Origin of the sequence: Serratia sp. CY40230, assembly GCF_052168835.1 — a bacterium.
Classification (GTDB): domain Bacteria; phylum Pseudomonadota; class Gammaproteobacteria; order Enterobacterales; family Enterobacteriaceae; genus Serratia; species Serratia nematodiphila.
In genome coordinates this window covers 1,350,692-1,367,530 of sequence record NZ_JBJNLX010000001.1, presented here as the reverse complement: position 1 = coordinate 1,367,530, position 16,839 = coordinate 1,350,692, and the positions used below count along the sequence as shown (strand labels likewise).

At 61.2% G+C, this 16,839-nt stretch carries 15 protein-coding genes, 1 pseudogene and 1 riboswitch; of the genes and pseudogenes, 7 read left to right on the top strand and 9 right to left on the bottom strand.

The features are described 5' to 3' along the window. Window positions 1-153: 153 nt before the first annotated feature. Window positions 154-348: a hypothetical protein gene (locus tag ACJ8IJ_RS06450; protein WP_126186674.1), complete on the top strand. Its 195-nt coding sequence runs from the start codon at window positions 154-156 to the stop codon at window positions 346-348. 97 nt (window positions 349-445) lie between these two features. On the opposite strand, the gene ACJ8IJ_RS06445 is transcribed toward ACJ8IJ_RS06450, so the two are convergent. Then, entirely contained in the window at window positions 446-2,227 is a 1,782-nt protein-coding gene (locus tag ACJ8IJ_RS06445; RefSeq protein ID WP_131165055.1) for a hybrid sensor histidine kinase/response regulator, read from the bottom strand. Next, window positions 2,224-2,856 (bottom strand): response regulator transcription factor, encoded by a 633-nt coding sequence (locus tag ACJ8IJ_RS06440; RefSeq protein ID WP_004941476.1) that lies wholly within the window; start codon window positions 2,854-2,856, stop codon window positions 2,224-2,226. Before ACJ8IJ_RS06440 ends, ACJ8IJ_RS06445 begins: the two co-directional genes overlap by 4 nt. Before the next feature lie 175 nt (window positions 2,857-3,031). Here ACJ8IJ_RS06440 and ACJ8IJ_RS06435 point away from each other — a divergent pair, with 175 nt between their 5' ends. Both ACJ8IJ_RS06435 and ACJ8IJ_RS06430 read left to right on the top strand, forming a co-directional pair. Beyond that, entirely contained in the window at window positions 3,032-3,346 is a 315-nt protein-coding gene (locus ACJ8IJ_RS06435; protein ID WP_004941478.1) for a lipoprotein, read from the top strand. A gap of 194 nt (window positions 3,347-3,540) precedes the next feature. Then, the gene (locus tag ACJ8IJ_RS06430) at window positions 3,541-6,603 is read left to right on the top strand and encodes an autotransporter outer membrane beta-barrel domain-containing protein (protein ID WP_131165054.1); all 3,063 of its coding nucleotides are present in this window, start codon (window positions 3,541-3,543) and stop codon (window positions 6,601-6,603) included. Window positions 6,604-6,740: 137 nt separating this feature from the next. On the opposite strand, the gene rluF is transcribed toward ACJ8IJ_RS06430, so the two are convergent. The 3 genes and pseudogenes from rluF to ACJ8IJ_RS06415 form a co-directional block, all read right to left on the bottom strand. Next, entirely contained in the window at window positions 6,741-7,610 is an 870-nt protein-coding gene (gene rluF, locus ACJ8IJ_RS06425) for a 23S rRNA pseudouridine(2604) synthase RluF (RefSeq protein ID WP_021504493.1), read from the bottom strand. Between the two features lie 125 nt (window positions 7,611-7,735). After that, entirely contained in the window at window positions 7,736-8,539 is an 804-nt protein-coding gene (locus ACJ8IJ_RS06420; protein ID WP_369324567.1) for an aminoglycoside adenylyltransferase family protein, read from the bottom strand. A 42-nt stretch (window positions 8,540-8,581) separates the two neighbouring features. After that, a pseudogene (locus ACJ8IJ_RS06415) lies at window positions 8,582-9,019 on the bottom strand (winged helix-turn-helix transcriptional regulator); the annotation flags it as partial. Between the two features lie 95 nt (window positions 9,020-9,114). Between ACJ8IJ_RS06415 and ACJ8IJ_RS06410 the strand changes: the two are divergent. Next, window positions 9,115-10,338, top strand: coding sequence for an MFS transporter (locus ACJ8IJ_RS06410; RefSeq protein ID WP_442518365.1), 1,224 nt, complete (start codon window positions 9,115-9,117; stop codon window positions 10,336-10,338). On the opposite strand, the gene ACJ8IJ_RS06405 is transcribed toward ACJ8IJ_RS06410, so the two are convergent. The 4 genes from ACJ8IJ_RS06405 to ACJ8IJ_RS06390 form a co-directional block, all read right to left on the bottom strand. Then, complete coding sequence (locus ACJ8IJ_RS06405) at window positions 10,335-10,760, bottom strand: GNAT family N-acetyltransferase (RefSeq protein WP_004941487.1); 426 nt, start codon at window positions 10,758-10,760, stop codon at window positions 10,335-10,337. The two genes, ACJ8IJ_RS06410 and ACJ8IJ_RS06405, sit on opposite strands and share 4 nt — an antisense overlap. 70 nt (window positions 10,761-10,830) lie before the next feature. Continuing rightward, window positions 10,831-12,810: an FUSC family protein gene (locus tag ACJ8IJ_RS06400; protein ID WP_257214280.1), complete on the bottom strand. Its 1,980-nt coding sequence runs from the start codon at window positions 12,808-12,810 to the stop codon at window positions 10,831-10,833. Beyond that, window positions 12,800-13,837, bottom strand: a complete 1,038-nt coding sequence (gene mdtN, locus ACJ8IJ_RS06395) for a multidrug transporter subunit MdtN (protein WP_131165050.1) — start codon at window positions 13,835-13,837, stop codon at window positions 12,800-12,802. The genes ACJ8IJ_RS06400 and mdtN overlap by 11 nt, the downstream gene beginning before the upstream one ends. A 10-nt stretch (window positions 13,838-13,847) precedes the next feature. After that, window positions 13,848-14,111: a YtcA family lipoprotein gene (locus tag ACJ8IJ_RS06390; protein ID WP_131165049.1), complete on the bottom strand. Its 264-nt coding sequence runs from the start codon at window positions 14,109-14,111 to the stop codon at window positions 13,848-13,850. Window positions 14,112-14,328: 217 nt separating this feature from the next. Between ACJ8IJ_RS06390 and ACJ8IJ_RS06385 the strand changes: the two genes are divergently transcribed. The 3 genes from ACJ8IJ_RS06385 (at window position 14,329) to thiD (ending at window position 16,758) form a co-directional block, all read left to right on the top strand. Beyond that, window positions 14,329-14,943, top strand: coding sequence for a TetR/AcrR family transcriptional regulator (locus ACJ8IJ_RS06385; RefSeq protein ID WP_004941499.1), 615 nt, complete (start codon window positions 14,329-14,331; stop codon window positions 14,941-14,943). A gap of 91 nt (window positions 14,944-15,034) precedes the next feature. Continuing rightward, window positions 15,035-15,131: riboswitch (TPP riboswitch) on the top strand. A 35-nt stretch (window positions 15,132-15,166) separates the two neighbouring features. Beyond that, window positions 15,167-15,958: a hydroxyethylthiazole kinase gene (gene thiM / locus ACJ8IJ_RS06380; protein ID WP_131165048.1), complete on the top strand. Its 792-nt coding sequence runs from the start codon at window positions 15,167-15,169 to the stop codon at window positions 15,956-15,958. Then, window positions 15,958-16,758, top strand: coding sequence for a bifunctional hydroxymethylpyrimidine kinase/phosphomethylpyrimidine kinase (gene thiD / locus ACJ8IJ_RS06375; RefSeq protein WP_004941504.1), 801 nt, complete (start codon window positions 15,958-15,960; stop codon window positions 16,756-16,758). The genes thiM and thiD overlap by 1 nt, the downstream gene beginning before the upstream one ends. Window positions 16,759-16,839 lie beyond the last annotated feature (81 nt).

Genomic DNA, 16,839 nt, shown 5'->3' with positions numbered 1-16,839 from the left:
TGATGAAATATAAAATTTTATATTTATTTCATCTTTAATTAAGATTTTCGTTATTGAGTTAATTTATCGAGCGCCTTATACCTAAAGCGTGAACCGACGGTTCATAAAAAGCAGTCTTTTTTAATTGATTCTTTTAGTGAATGGAGATGAAAAATGAGAGAATTAAACTCAACAGAAGTTCAGCAGGTGAACGGCGCAACGATTGGCCTGGGTTTGGCTATCATCGGCAAGGTTGTTAACAGCTGGGGAAACGCGTGGAATAATGCCTGGGGCGGTTGCACGCCAAAACCGCCGGTATGTAAACCTGAGCCGCCGGTCTGCAAACCAAAACCGCCTAAATGCGATTAATCGTATTTAGATAACGCAGCGTAATATGCGGCAGGCTTAATGTTTTATTCATTAAGCCTGCCTTATTGCTGGCGGATAACGTGCGCCATCGACGCAGTTAACCCGCCCCCCACTGCGTCAGCAGCGCATGCAGCCTGGCCGGCTCCAGCGGCTTGCGCAGCACCAGATAGCCTTCTTGCTCGGCCTCTTGCAGAACTTGCGAATTGAACTCGCCGCTGACCATCGCGCCGCTTACGTTCGGCAGGCGTTCGAACAATGCCTGCAGGATGTCGAAGCCGCTCTCGCCGGAGCGCAGCCGCTGGTCGCACAGCACGGCGAACGGCGTGAAGCCGCCGTCGACAATGGCGAAGGCTTCCTCGGCGGAGGCCGCGCAGCGCACGGTGATGCCCCAGGTACTCATCAGGCTCTCCCAGGCGGAGGTCACCAAGGGATCGTCGTCCACCACCAGGCAGGCGCCGCGCAGCGGTGCATAGCGGGTAGGCGTGGCGGTGTTGTCGTAGGCGGCGGCGGTTTCCGGCGCTTTATCTTCGCCGATGTATTGCGTGAAGCGCATCCAGAAGCGTGAGCCTTTGCCTTCGACGGAGTGCATGCCGTACTTCACCTTCATCAGCTTGGCGCAGCGCGCCACCACCGCCAGCCCCAGCCCGTGGCCGGCGCTGTCGATTTTCCACGCCAGCTCGGGGCGGTAGTAAGGGGAGAAGATTTTGCTTTTCTCTTCGTCGGCGATGCCCACGCCGGTGTCCCACACTTCCACCAGGCACTCGGCGCCGCGCGGGCGGATGGCGATCAGCACGCCTCCCCGTTGCGTGTAGCGCAGGGCGTTCTGGATCAGGTTGATCAGCGATTGCCGGACCAGCAGCGGATCGCCCATCACGCTGATGCGCCGTCTGGGGCGCCAGGTGCGCAGCGCCAGGGCGCGGCTGTTGGCCTCTTCGCGGAACAGGGTGACCACCGAGTCGAGCAGAGCGCCGATATCCACATGGGTGGCGGCGGTGCGCACGTTGCCGGATTCGATCTTGCTGAGATCGAGCAGCGAATTGAACATCAAATGCACCGAACGCACGCTCTGTTGCAGATCCAGCAGCTGCGGCGTCAGGCTGTCGTCGCGGTTTTTGTGGATGATGGCCTCGATCAGAAAGCCCATGGCGTGCACCGGCTGGCGCAGGTCGTGGCTGGCGGTGGTCAGGAATTGGTTCTTATCCAGCAGCGCCTGTTCCGCCTCTTCTTTGGCCTGACGGAACTGCTCCGCCAGGCGCGAGCTTTGTTCTTCGAGCAGCGCCTGCTGAATAAAGAACGCATGCGAGGTTAACGCGTGGCGGTAAATAGCGAAGCCGTACAGCAAGTTCAGCATCAGCACGATGAACATCACGTCTTCCAGCCGCCAGATGATGCCGAGGTTCAGCAGCCCCCAGGAGGCGAAGAAAAAGCGGGTAAAGGTGCTGATGACAGGCGTCAGGTGCGTTGCGTTGGCGGCGACGATCGCGGCGATGCTGATATTGAGCAGCAGAAAAAAGTCAAAGTTATGGGTCTGCGGCGTAATTAAATAGAGTGAGGAGATCCCCAAGCCGTGAATAAAGGCCACCTTATTAATGCGCGGCAGCCAGCGGCGCAGCACGGTGTCTTCATCATTTTCTTTGGCCTCGCGCAGGTAGCGCCGATGCCATATTCTGATCGCCACGGCGCATAGCAGGTAAACCATGATCCAGGCAATGGTTGGGCCAAGTTCATCCCCCAGCAAATAAATCCAGATGGCGAAAGGGATGCCGACGAAAGGCACGGCGGTGAAACTGAACACCAGCCGCATGAAGGTGTTGTCCAGCAGGCGGATCTGCGCGCGTGGGGAGATGCCATCATTTTGTAAATGCTGGAAAAACCTCATGACGACGGATCCCGTTTGCCGTGCAACAGCGTGATGGCTTCCACCCGGCTGTTGACGCCGATCTTTTTCAATATATTGCTGATATGTTCTTTGACGGTGGGTTCGGAAATAGACAGTTGCGTCGCAATTCTTTTATTTGGCAGACCGCGCAGCATCATATTTAACACGTCGATTTGCCTCGGTGTTAAATTGAATTTATTTAAATGGTCATGGTTGTTTTTTACGGTAAATTCATTGTCTTCAGGGAACCAATCCTGATTATTGCTCAGCGCAAAAACCGCCCTGGCGAATAATTCAGGTGGTTCGTTTTTTAACACGAACCCATGCCCGCCGGCATTGTTAACTTTCTGCCAGATATCGTTATTCTCGTCACCGCTGACCACCAAAATCCGCACCTGCGGGTAAAGTTGCTTTACTTCTTTGAGTAATTTCAACGCTGTGCCGGAAGAGAGCCAAAAATCGATCACCAGTAAACGCGGTGGGCCATTTTCCCTAATATGGCGGTAGCAATTCTCTTCATTGGTCACCACATGCGCCTGTTTGAATCGGCAATGCGTGCTGAGAAAATTGGCGATGCCGCTTGCTACCAATGGATGGTCATCAACGACCAACGCATAATCCTGCCCCAAAGGATTCTCCTTTCGCCTTCAAATATCAGATAGGCCTGATGAATTATTATCAACCCTCCCTACTTTAGGAGGGTTTTTTCGTTTAGGAAAGGGAAATATATTATTCGAGGATTTGGATAAGAGAAAACATAAAGCCAATTGGTAATTTTAACTGATTGGTTATAAAGGATAATTTATGAAGAAACCACTTATCGCTTTAACCGTTACGATGATGCTAGCCGGTTGTTCCACCCTGAAAACCGATCAGGCCATTCCATTACTGCAGGCGGAAACCGCCAAAATGCTGGGGCTGGGATCGTCGGACGAAATTACCGTGACCAATGTCAATGGCGCGCAGCCGGATGCGCTGGGCGGCCAAAAACTTTCTTATCGCGCCACCACGGAAAAAGGCCGCATTTTCGATTGCTCGTCGCTGATGATGCCGGGAATTTTAGGTTCGTCGCCGTCGCTGAGCGCGCCGACCTGTACGCCGGTGGTCACGCATAAATAATTCGCTTTGGGGGCGGTATTACCGCTTCCTGGTTTTTCATCGTCGGAGCGTCAGCGCCGGGGGGCAATAAGCTTTTGCTTCGACGATCACTAAACCGGCGTGCGCGAAATAACGCCTCACTTCTCCTCTAGTGTATTGAGTTCCCTATAACAATAAATTTCGCGACATCACGCTAACGAGTACGGAGATAGCCCGTGAATGACAAGACATCGCACCCTTTAGCGGTTAGAACACCGCTTTCCAAACTTTACCTCGCTCTATTTTCCGCGCCGTTGTTGATGCTGGCGCCCGCCGATCTCGCTCGCGCAGACGATGCCATTTTTGACGGCGACTCAAAAATTACCGAATCATTGGCCTACACCGGGGACGTTTACGTCGGCCGTAATCAAAGCGGCAACCTGCTGATCGAGAATGGCAAGATCAGCGCCTATAACATCAATATCGGCCGGATGTTCAACGGCCAAATTCACGACAGCGTGGTCACGGTTCGTGGGCCGAACGCCGAGCTGAACGCGGTGAACGATCAGTTCGTGCTGCGCGGCGGCCTGAATCTGGGGCGGGGCACGCTGCGGGTTGAAGACGGCGCGCTGGCCAGCGCGAAAGAGATCGTGGTCGGCACCACCCGTGGCTACGACAGCCACCTTATCGCCACCGGCGCCGGTTCTCGCGTCACCAGCAATTTTCTCAGTGTCGGCACCGATTTAGGGGCGCGATCCACGCTGGCGATCGAAGACGGCGCGGTGCTGAACACCGCCTTTGACGCGCGCATCGGCAATGGCAGCGGACCGGGTGAGACCGATACGCTGAGCCCGAAAGCCACGGTCACCGGGGCCAATTCCCAGTGGAACGTCGGCCGCGCGCTCACGCTCTACGGCGATCTGGACGTGCTGAACGGCGCTGCGGTCAACGTCGGCAACATCCAGGTGGCGGGTGTCTCGGGCGCGCGTAAAACCGCCGAGCTGGTGGTCGCCGGCAACGGCTCGCGCTTTACCAGCGGCAGCAGCGTCAACGTCGGCGATTACGGCAACGGCGTGTTGGCGGTCATGGACGGCGGGACATTCTCCGCCGGCGGCAACGAAGTGGTGCTGGGCAAGACCGGTTCCGGCTCGAACCGCGGCGCGCTGATTATCGGCAGCCGCGGCAATATGGACACCGGCACCGGGTTGACCGAGCCGACGCTCGGCGCGGCGGGCGCCGCAGGCACCATCGATGCCCAGACGGCGATCGCCCTGCGGGGCGGATTGTTCCGCAGCTATGTGTACTTTAACCATACCGACGGCAATTACGTCTTCAGCAACAAGATGAGCGGCGAAGGCGAGGTGATCAACACCGCCGGGCACACGACGCTGAACGGCGATCTCACTGGGTTGCAGGCCAACGTCACCGCGCGCGGCGGCAAACTCATCATCGCCAGCGACATCAATACCCAGAAAGAAGACGACATCTTCGAGATCCAAACCCTCGGCGCCGAGAACGGCGGCACGCTGATCCTGAACGCGACGGCGGGTACCGACGTTAATAACGGGCTGGGCTACAGCAGCGCCGCGTCGATCAAGGCCGGCGGCACGCTGGGCGGCAACGGCACGCTGGGCCAGACCGAGATCCAGTCCGGCGGCCATATCTCGCCCGGCGACGGCAATATCGGCACGCTGACGCTGAAACGCTACCTGAACTTTATCGGCGAATCCTTCTATGACGTCGATATCGCCGGCGACGGCCGCAGCGACCAGCTGCTGGTGGCGGGCAAAACCACCATCAGCGATCAGGCCAAGGTGCAGGTGACGGCGCTGGATCCGCAAACCAGCTATAAAACCGGCCAAAGCTACCGCATTCTGACCTCGGACGGCGGCATTGACGGCCAGTTCGCGGCGGCGGTCTCCAAGTCTGCCTTCCTCGATGTGGCGCTGAAGCACAGCGCCAACGCCGTGGATCTGACCATCGCGCAGAAAGACACGGGCGGTGAAAATCCGGGTGGTGAGAATCCAGGCGGGGAAAACCCAGGCGGTGAGAATCCTGGGGGCGAGAACCCGGGCGGAGAAAACCCAGGCGGGGAAAATCCGGGGGGCGAGAACCCGGGCGGAGAAAATCCAGGCGGAGAAAATCCGGGGGGCGAGAATCCAGGCAGCGGCAAGCCGGGCATTTTCCAAACGGTGGCCGAGAGCGGCAACCAGTGGAATACCGCCGGCGCGCTCTCGACGCTGACGCAGAGCGGACCTTCGCTGGCGCTGTACAACTCGCTGCTGCTGCTGAGCGCGCCGGAAGCGCGCGAGGCGTTCAATCAGCTGTCCGGCGAAGTCTATCCGTCGATGCAGTCTAACCTGATCGCCGGCAGCACCCAGCTGTTCAATGTGCTGAACCAGCGCATGCTGCGCCTGTTCGACAACGACAGTCTGCCGATACCGCCGTTGGCGATGTCGCTGGTGCAACCGGCGCAGGCGCAAAACAGCGGCGTCTGGGGCCAGACCTTCAGTTCCTGGGGCAGGAACAGCGGCAACGGCAACGTGGGCAAGCTGGATGGCAACACCACCGGCTTCCTGTTGGGCGCAGATCGCAAACTGGCGGACCATAACGTGCGCATCGGCGGCTACTTCGGTTACAGCCGCGGCGATTATGACGTCGACAGCCGCCGATCCAAGGCCGATACCGACAACTACCACCTCGGCCTGTATGCGGCCGGGCAACAGGATGCGTTCTCGCTGCGCGGCGCGCTGGGTTACACCTGGCACAAGATTGAAGGCAAGCGCAACGTCGATTTCAGCGGCTTCTCGGATCGGCTGAAGTCGGATTACGACGCCAACTCGCTGCTGGCGTTCACCGAAGCGGGTTACCGTTTCGGCCAGCCGGAGATGAACGTCGAACCGTTCATCAACCTGAGCTACATCCGCCTGCATACCGACAGCTTCCAGGAGTCGGGTGGCGCGGCGGCGCTGAGCGTGCGCAATGAAACGATGAACACCTTCTACTCCACGCTCGGGGTGCGCGGTGTGACCGAACTGCCGAAGAACGTCAGCCTCTACGGCTCGCTCGGCTGGCAACATGCCTACGGCGATAAGAACACCTCATCGCGCATGGCGTTTGCCGGCAGCGACGCGTTCGTCACGCAGGGCCAGGCCGTGGATGACAACGTGATGGTGGGCGATATCGGCGTGAGCGTGAAGCTGTCGCGCGCTGCGACGCTGGATGTCGGCTATCAGGGGCAATTCGGCGCCGATACCCGCGTTAATTCGGTCAACGCCAACCTGCGCTGGTCGTTCTGATTTTCCCTCTAGACTTCTCTGGTACCGACGGGCCCGCATGATGCGGGCCTTTTTTATGGTGAGAACTCAGTGGCGGCCTGTGGCTGACTTTCACGATAAAAAAGCCCGCGCAACGGCGGGCTGGCGGGGGAGGGCGTTTAACGCCCTTTTTTCTTGCGCCCCGGCTGGGTAAAGCGCTTGCGGCCGGCCGGCGCAGCGGCTTTGTCGGCGCTTTTTGGCCCTCCGGCGCTCGGCTTTTTCGCCGCGGCGGATTTGGCCGGGGCTTTTTTCGCCGGCTTGGCCTCGGACGAGGAGCCTTCAATCAGCTTGAACAGTTCGATCAGCTCGTCATCGGTCAGATCGCGCCACTCGCCCAGCGGCAACCCTTTCAGGCTGACGTTCATGATGCGCGTGCGTTCCAGCTTGGTGACCTCATAGCCGAAGTGTTCGCACATGCGGCGGATCTGGCGGTTCAGCCCCTGCACCAGCGTGATGCGGAACACGAACGGCGCTTCTTTCTTCACCTTGCACTTTTTGGTCACCGTGCCAAGCATCGGCACGCCGGCGCCCATGCCGCGAATAAACTCGTCGGTCACTGGCTTGTTGACCGTCACCAGATACTCTTTCTCGTGATTGTTGCCGGCGCGCAGGATCTTGTTGACCAGATCGCCGTGGTTGGTCAGAAAGATCAGCCCCTGCGAATCCTTGTCCAAACGGCCGATCGGGAAGATACGTTTGCTGTGGTTGACGAAGTCAGCGATGTTGTCGCGTTCGCCGTCTTCGGTGGTGGTGACGATGCCGACCGGTTTGTTCAGCGCGATCAGCACCAGATCTTCTTCGTTACGCGGTTCGATCAACTGACCGTTAACCTTCACGACATCGCCGGCAAATACCTGGGCGCCAACGGTGGCGCGTTTACCGTTGATGAAAACGTTGCCCTGTTCGATGTATCGATCGGCGTCGCGGCGTGAGCAGATACCGCTCTCGCTAATGTATTTGTTCAGACGAATGGATGAGTTAGTCAGCATGGGTTCTCCGTAAAACGCGGACTATACATTACCCGGATGGCGCTGCGAAGTGAATCATGCAGGGGGCGGCGGCCATGAACAAAATCCGTCCCTGCATCAATAAGTGGTGTCGACAGGCCTGCGTCTTATTGCGATGCTGTTGTCGTCAATAGACTTGCGATCGTCGTTTTGGCATAGCCGATGAATGCTGCCAACGGCTGCTGATGCTGAGGCAGATCATCTATCGCTTGTCCGAGATAAATTCGCCGCGCGGTGCTGAGTACCGGCTGGTGTTCAGATGGCAAGCGTTCCAGCAGCCATTCGGCGGCCACATCTTTGGGGGCGATCCGACCGGTCGCCGCGCTGAACCAGATGCGCGCCAGCGCCAGCACAATGTTGCATTCGTCGCCATGCCAGTCATCAGGCTCGTTCCATTGACTCAGGGTATCGGTGAGCGCGGCGATGAAGTCGCTGCGAGGGACGCTGTCATACAGGAGTTCAAAGGAGGCGCCGAACAGATGTCGATGATGCTGCCGGGCTTTGGTAAGCAGGATCGCCACATCAGGATCCAAGGTGGCGGGGGAGACAATTCCCACCAGCAACTCTTCACGCAGCCATTCGCCAAACTGTAACTCACGTCGTGGCGGATAGCGCCAGGGTTTGATGTCGGTCTGTACCAGCACGGTGACTTCCAGCGGGCGAAAAATACTGTCGGCACCTGGCGGAGCCGACACGGTCAGCAAAGCTTTCATGAGGGCGGCCCGAGTGGTTGACATCAGCGGCTTGCTGATGACGACCAAGATGTCGATATCGCTGTTGGGTTTAAGACCGCCATCGACCGCGGATCCATACAGATGGATGCCCAAGAGTGTCTCGCCGAGTTGCTCTGTCAGCACGTTGCATGCGGCGTCGATCTGTGCGGCGATTTCGGTTGGAAGTGTTTCTTTTATCGCTAATTGGGGATTGTTAAAAGACGGCTCAAAGCGTTCCCCCACCTTCACCACCCGGGTATTCAGCGGGGTGAGCGTCTGCCCGGCGCTGCCGATCGGCGTCAGGCGCGGCACGGGGCGGCCGCTGTCGCTTTCCACCAGCGTTGAGTGCGCCTCTCCCTCGGCGAACAGATGATCTTCCCCCCACTGGCGCAGGCCAACGATCACCGGAAACAGCGCGCGGCCTTTCTCGGTCAGCACATACTCCTGATAGGCGCTGCCGTCCGCGGCGGGCACGATCTCCAGCACGCCGTGCGTCACCAGGGCGCGCAGCCGGGTGGCAAGAATGTTCTTCGCCATCCCCAGCCCTTTTTGAAATTCGCTAAAGCGGGTGACGCCGTCGAAGGCGTCGCGCACGATCAGCAGCGACCACCAGTCGCCAATCACATCCAGCGTGCGCGCTACCGGGCACGGCGCGTCTTCCAGGCTTTTACGTTTCACGGCGTTTATCTCCAGCGACATATTCTGGTTGCATTATAAAACCTTCGCATCTAAAGTTCATTGGGTTTAATTATGAAACCAGGTTGAGGTGTGCGATGAGCGACAAACTGCTGGATCCCCCCTGTGCGGCGCTGGGGCGTCTGCCGGCCGCCCTGGTGCTGCTGTTGGCCGGTGCCAGCGCCTTTAGCGTGGCCAACGTTTATTATGCGCAGCCGCTGCTGGACGCCATTGCCCGTGATTTTTCCATCAGCCTGGCGGCGGTCGGCATGGTGATCACAGTGACTCAGTTGGGCTGCGCGCTGGCGTTGCTGTTGGTGGTGCCGCTGGGGGATCGGTTGAACCGGCATCGATTGCTGGCGGGGCAACAGCTGGGGCTGATCGGCGCGCTGCTGCTGGTGTGCTGGGCGCACAGCGCGCCCTGGCTGCTGGCGGGGATGTTGCTGGTGGGGCTACTGGGCACCGCCATGACGCAGGGGCTGATCGCATTCGCCGCCGCCCTGGCGGCGCCGCAGGAGCGCGGGCGGGTGGTCGGCGCGGCGCAGGGCGGGGTGGTGCTGGGGCTGTTGCTGGCGCGCACTCTCTCCGGCGCGCTGGCGGACGTCGGCGGCTGGCGCACGGTGTACTTCTTCTCAGCCGGAGTGACGCTGGTATTGCTGCCGATCCTGTCGCGCCTGCAGCCTGCGCCGCGCACCGCGCCCAGCACGCTGAGTTATCCCGCGCTGCTGCGTTCAATGCTGAGCCTGTTGCTGCGTGACCGCACGCTGCAAATTCGCGGCATGCTGGCGCTGCTGATGTTCGGCGCTTTCAGCCTCTTTTGGAGTTCGCTGGTGTTGCCGCTGAGCCAGGCGCCGTTCAACTTCACCCATGCCGCGGTGGGAGCGTTCGGCCTGGTCGGCGCGGTGGGCGCGCTGGCGGCGGTGCGCGCCGGGCATCTGGCGGATCGCGGGCTGGGGCAGGTGGCCAGCGGCGCGTGTCTGCTGCTGTTGACGCTGGCCTGGCTGCCGCTCGGTTTGCTCGGCAGCGGCCTGGTTTGGCTGGTGGCGGGCATTGTGCTGCTGGATCTGGCGGGCCAGGCGATCCACGTGCTGAACCAGAGCATGATCTTCAGCGCCCACCCGCAGTCGCATAGCCGGCTGGTGGGCTGCTACATGCTGTTTTACGCCGTCGGCAGCGGGCTGGGCGCCTTTGCCGGCACCCATATGTACGCCTGGGCGGGCTGGAGCGGCGTCTGCTGGCTGGGAGCGGGCGTCAGCCTGAGCGCACTGCTGTTTTGGCGGCTGACGCTGCGCGGCATGCCGGATGCCGCGGGTAAGAGCTAGCGTGCCGGTGAGTGCATCAGGTAATAATCTTCTTCGCCGTCGTTGCCGGTGGAGATGATGCGCCAGCCGTGTTTGCGGTAGAACGCCAGCGCTTTTTCATTTTTCACCAGGCATTTCAGCGAGCCGGTGGCGGTGAAGGTGGCTTGCGCCGCTTGCAGCAGCGCACTGCCGACGCCGCGCGGCGGCTGATGGGGATCGACATACAGGTTATGAATGAAGTTGTCTTCGCGGTAGATGGATACGAATCCCAGCAGCACGCCGCCGTCTTCCGCCACCCAAATCGCTTCGCCCAGCGTCGCGCGGTCGAAATCTTCCAACTGATAGTTCGAGGTATCGCGCCAACCGAACGCCGCCTTGCGTGACGCCAGGTACAGCGTGCGCAGGAAGGGGCGATCGGCCTCTTGGTAAGGTCTTATTTGCATGGCATCTCCCGGTGGTTTTTGCTCACTATAGCGCATGGCGCCGGGCGTGCATGGCCACAAACGGAAAATGCTAGGCGTCGCCCCAGGCGGGCAGGCGATTGACCCCGTCGCTCAGCTCCTGAGCCAGGTGGCGCACGGTGTCGGCGTGCAGGGCGGCCAACGGTGGATGAAAGTCGGGCGCCCGCAACGCTTGCGGCGCACGTGAAAGCTGCGCCGCATACTCGGCGAGAACGCGCCCGCCCTGACGTTGCACCTCGAACAGCGCCTGGCGTTCCTGCGCGGACAGCGCCGCGCCACTGCCTGCCAGATAGGTGTTGAGCTTTTCGCTGGTCAGCAACAGGCTGCGCGTCTGGTTAAAGATCAGTTGGATATGCCGGGTGAAGCTTTCATGGTTATCGTCCGCCAGCTGCCAGGTGGGCTCCAGCGTCACCCGGGCCACTACCGCTTCGCAGCCCTCGATCTTTTGCCAGATGCCGATGGCGTTTGTGTTCTCGCCGCCGAGGAAGCGCGACAGTTCCCGCAGCACGTTGGCAACCTGCTGCCGCAGTGACTCCCCTTCGTATTCCGGCCACAGCGTGGCGTGAATGAAGGTGGCGAACCCTACCCCCAGCACGATGCCGATCAGGCGATCGCGGATCTCGGTCAGCCCGGTGACCGGGCTGAAGCTTTCCAGCAGCGCCAGAGAAAAGGTGAACAGGATCTGTACCCCGGCATAGCTTATTTTCTCGGAGCCGGCGGCGATCCAGGCGGAGAGGGCGATCACCGGCAGCGTCAGCAGCAGCAAGCCGACGAGGCTGTCGAGGTGAGGCATGATCCACACCACCGAGATCAGCGCCAGCAGGCTGCCGATCGCCGCGCCGCCGAGACGCAGCCGCGCCCGCCGCTGTGTGGCGCCGAGGCTGGGCTGCGCCACGATCAGGCAGCTCAGCATGATGGTATGAATGCCGGACCAATCGACGGCGGTATAAAACACGTAGGCGACCAGCACGGTCAGCAGCGTTTTCAACGAAAACTGGATGTAAACCGGGTTGGTCAGGGCGTCGGGGGTAAAGAAGGGCACTTTCGGTGGCGGCGCGGCCTGCAGGGCGTCGGCGTAGTCGCTGCGGTTGGCGTAGACCTGCAGGAGGCCGGCCATTTCATTGAGCGGCGCCGGCACCTGCGGATCGTCGCTGCCGGCGATCGCGACGGAAAATCGCAGCGCGCTGTCGTGGCTTATCGCGGTTTGCAGTGCGCGGCAGGCTGCATCTATCTCTTGCGCCAATTGACGCGCGGCCGCGCCGAAAGCCGGCGGCAGCTGGTAGGCCAGGATATTGAGCTGTAACACCAGGGTGATCAGCGCCAGATAACCGGGCTCGTTGGCGCGGCAGCGATCGCTGCGCATCACCGAAAAGCGCAGCAGCTTATGCAGCTCGGTGGCGTGCTGGGAGATGGCGCTCAGATCGCGCGTCTCGCCGCCGTTGGTCAACATAGCGCGGGTTTCGTCCAACACCGCGTTCATCCGGCCCTTTAGCTGTTTCAGCGGTTCGGCCGGCAGCAGCAGGGTATTAACGATCAGGGTGAGCAGGATGGCGTAGTTGATCGCCACCCATACCCACAGCACCAGCCGTATCACCACTTCCGCCTGCGGAGTGAGATCGACAAAGCTTTGCGTGTAGATCACCACCAGCGCCATCAGGAAGAACAGCACCCCAACCTTGGTCACCCGCATCAGGAACACGCTGAGGAAAAACAGCGCGCTGGAGAGCAAGATGCGCAGCATCGGGTAGTCGTAGGTGAACTTCAGCACCAGGATAGCGGCGCCGATCGCCAGCGTGGAGCTGACGAAAAACAGGATGCCGATTGCGCGGGTGATCACGATATTGGACTGCGTGATAAAGAAGACCGCGATCAGCGACAGCGCCAGCCACGGTACCTGCAGCGTCTGCGAGATCACGATGGCGATCGCGCTGGAGAGCAGGGCGCGGATCACCAGGTTCATGCGGCTGTCCGAAGGGCGCAGCTCGTCGATCAACCGGGACAGCCAGCCGCGAGACATCGTTTTATTCTTCATGGCGCAGGTTCAGCTTGGCCACCGCCGAAGCGCCCACGCGGAACAGCGCCGGGTTGGGAGCCTCTACCGCGATCTTGACCGGGAAGCGCTGAGAAACGTGCACCCAGTTGATGTTGCGCGACACGTTGGGCAGTCCGCCCAGCACGGTGCCGCCGTCGTCGGGCTGCACGCCGTAGCTGACCGACTCCACCTTGCCGCTGAAGGTCTGGCCGGCGTCGCTCATTAAATACAGCGTGGCCGGCACGCCGGGATGCACGCCTTTCAGGTCGGTTTCGCGGAAGTTGGCGACCACGTACCAGTGGCGGGTGTCGATCAGCGTGAACACCGGTTTGGCGCTGGAGGCATATTGGCCGACGGTGGTTTTCAGGGAGGCGATGCGGCCGTCGAACGGCGCTCGCACCTCGGTGAACTCCAGGTTCAGTTTGGCGATGGCGATGTCGGCCTGCACTTCGGCGCGCTGCGCGACCAGGGCTTCGACGCCGCTGACGGCGGCTTCCGCCTGTTTCGCCTGCAGCAATGCGGCCTGCAGTTCCGCCTGCGCCGAGCGCTGGGAGGTGCGGGCGGTTTCCACTTCTTCCGCCGAAACGTAGTTCTTGCCGAGCAGCTTCTGCCGGCGGTTGAGGGTGTCGGTCGCCTGCGCCACCAGCGCCTGCGAGCGTTTGACGATGGCGTTCATCGATTCGGCGTTGTACTGCTGCGCGTTGACCGAACGCTGCGTCAGTTTGATCTGTTCATTCAGCGTGATCAGGCGCGCTTCGCTGGCCGCCAGCGCGTCCTGGTAAGGGCGCGGATCGATGCGGAACAGCAGATCGCCTCGTCGCACTTCCTGGTTGTCGCGGATCGGCATCTCGACGATGCGGCCGTTCACCTCCGGCACTACGTCGATGGTGTCGGCATAGGCGTAGGCATCGTCGGTAGTGGGGGCGTTTTCCACCCGCCAGACGACGACGGCGGCCACGATGAGCGTCAACGCCAGGAGGGTAAGCACCAGCAGTCTGCGCTTGTTGGAGGTTTGTGGTTGGGTCATGGCGTCAGTCTCAGTGGGGGAAAACCAGTAACCAGGTCAGCATGGCGATCAGCGCGGTCAGCGCCGGATAGGTCAGCAGCTGCGGCGCCAGCCAGGCGCGTTTTTCCGGGGTGCGCAGCAGCAGGTGGATCGCCACCATGCCCGCCACGCTGCCGCACAGGCAAAACAGCCAGTCGGGGAACGAAGCGCCGAACACCACCATGGACGGTGCCGGTGAGCACCCGGTGAGCAGCAGCGCGGTCAGGCAGGTGATAAGCAGTTTTTTGTCGGGCATAGGGCGTTCTCTGGCGATTGGCTTGGTCGACGGGCCGAATGGAATGACTCTTTTTCAGTGAGTGAGGTCACTGTTTGTCTTCCCCACGCTTGCGCAAGGAGAAACTAGAATAAATACTCTACTCTAAACTAGAGGAGTTAATCTAGTTTTTTGTGTCACCCTGCCTTCGCGGCGGCAAATGGGTATAATGCGTTGATGACAGCGGGCAGAAACGAATATGCAAATCGACGAACACATCACCGGGCGAGAGCCGCAGCAGGAAAGAGGGCGGCAACGCGTACAAACCATTCTGGATTCGGCGGCGGCGATCGTGGCGCAGGACGGGCTGGCGGCGCTCAGCATGCAGCGGCTCGCCAAGCACGCCAAAACCTCCATCGGCTCGATGTATCACTTTTTCCCCGATCGCCACGCGGTGATCAAGGCGCTGGCGGATCGGCACACCGAATCGATCGAGGCGCTGGTGCGCGACATGGCGTTGGCCAGCGACGACGAGTGGCGGCGCCTCTCCGCTGAAGAGGTGATCCAGCGGCTGTTTTCTCCCTATGCGCAGTACCTGCGCGAGCACGCCGACTACCTGCCGGTGATGCGGGAAATGAACCTGCCGGATGAAAAGTCCAGCTTCCTGGCGCTGATCGCCCGAGTGCTGCAGCTGCGCCGCCCCGAGACCGCCGAAGCGGAGATCCTGCAGCAAACCCGGCTGTTGCAAAGCCTGGTGGCCGGCACCTTGCACCACATCTTCAAAACGGCGCCGCAGAACGTGGCGTTTACCCTGGCGGAGCTGCCCGGCGTGCTGAGCCTGTATCTGGCGGGAAAAGAGGGAAGCATCGCTTAGGCGCGAGCCAATTTAATCGCTTGTTTGTCCGCGCCGCCGCTGGCATGATCCCCTGCAGGGATTAACGCAGCGTTGATCACAACCTATTGATTTTCATGACTCGGGGTGCCCTTCCGCGTGAAGGCTGAGAAATACCCGTATTACCTGATCTGGATAATGCCAGCGTAGGGAAGTCACGGCCGCTCAACCGGCGCCGCCTTCTTGAACGCCGGTTGGGAGGAATATGATCGCTCGACCTGATGCACTACCCGGCGCCCGCGCCGCGGCCTGCCTGACCCAATTCCAACAGCGGCCTCCGCTGATCCACTGCCTGACCAACGAAGTGGTGCAATCGCTGACTGCCAACGTGCTGCTGGCGCTCGGCGCCTCCCCGGCGATGGTGGTGGAGCCGCAAGAGGCGGCGCAGTTCAGCGCGCTGGCCGACGGCCTGCTGATCAACGTCGGTACCCTCAACGCGCTGCGCGCCGAATCGATGCGGGCGGCGGTGGCCGCCGCCAATCAGGCCGGCAAGCCCTGGACGCTGGATCCGGTGGCGGTCGGCGCGCTTTCCTACCGTACCGCCTTCGCCAAACAGCTGCTGGACGAAAAACCGGCGGCGATACGCGGCAACGCCTCGGAAATCATGGCGCTCAGCGGGTTGCTGGCCAGCGGCCGCGGCGTGGACAGCGGCGACGATTCCTTGGCGGCATTGCCCGCCGCGCGTGAGCTGGCGCGGCGCAGCGGCGCGGTGGTGGCGGTCACCGGCGCGGTGGATTACGTCACCGACGGCCAACGCGACTGGGCGATCGAAGGCGGCTCCTCGCTGATGACGCGGGTGGTGGGCACCGGCTGCGCGCTGTCGGCGGTGGCGGCGGCGTTTTGCGCCCTGCCGGGCGATCGCCTGGACAACGTGGCGACCGCCTGTCGGGTGATGTCACACTGCGGCGGCCTCGCGGCCAGGCAGGCCGCCGGGCCGGGCAGCTTTACGCCGGCGTTCCTCGACGCCCTGTATCAACTGCGCGGAGAGGATCTGTGATGAAACGTATTAACACGCTGACCATCGCCGGCACCGATCCCAGCGGCGGCGCCGGCATTCAGGCCGATTTGAAGGCCTTCTCGGCGCTTGGCGCCTACGGCACTTCGGTGATCACCGCGCTGGTGGCGCAGAATACCCGCGGCGTGCAGTCGGTGTATTACATCGATCCGGCGTTCGTCGCCGCGCAGCTGGATTCGGTGTTCAGCGACGTGCGCATCGACAGCGTCAAGATCGGCATGCTGGCCAACGCCGACATCGTGCAGGCGGTGGCCGAACGCCTGCGTCATTACCGGCCGGAATTCGTGGTGCTGGATACCGTGATGCTGGCGAAAAGCGGCGATCCGTTACTGGCGCCGGAGGCGGTAGAGTCTATCCGGCGCGAGCTGTTGCCGCTGGTGTCGATCATTACGCCGAACCTGCCGGAAGCGGCGGCGCTGCTGGCGTGCGCGCCGGCGGAAGATGAAGCGCAGATGCGCGAGCAGGGGCGGGCGCTGCTGGCGATGGGCTGCCGGGCGGTGCTGATGAAGGGCGGCCACCTGAGCGAAAGCGAGAGCCCGGACTGGCTGTTTACCGCCGAAGGCGAGCAGCGCTTTACCGCGCCGCGCGTCGCCACCCGCCATACCCACGGCACCGGTTGCACGCTCTCGGCCGCGCTGGCGGCGCTGCGCCCGCGCCATGCCGACTGGGCGGCCACGGTGGCCGCCGCCAAGGACTACCTGCAACAAGCGCTGCAACAGGCGGATACGCTGGAAGTGGGGCACGGCATTGGGCCGGTGCATCATTTTCACGCCTGGTGGTGAGTCAACTTTTTGCCGCAACTGTGGTCTGACTAGTTCAGGCCCGGTTTTATGGGCGAAACCTGATTTAACCTAGGGAGAAGG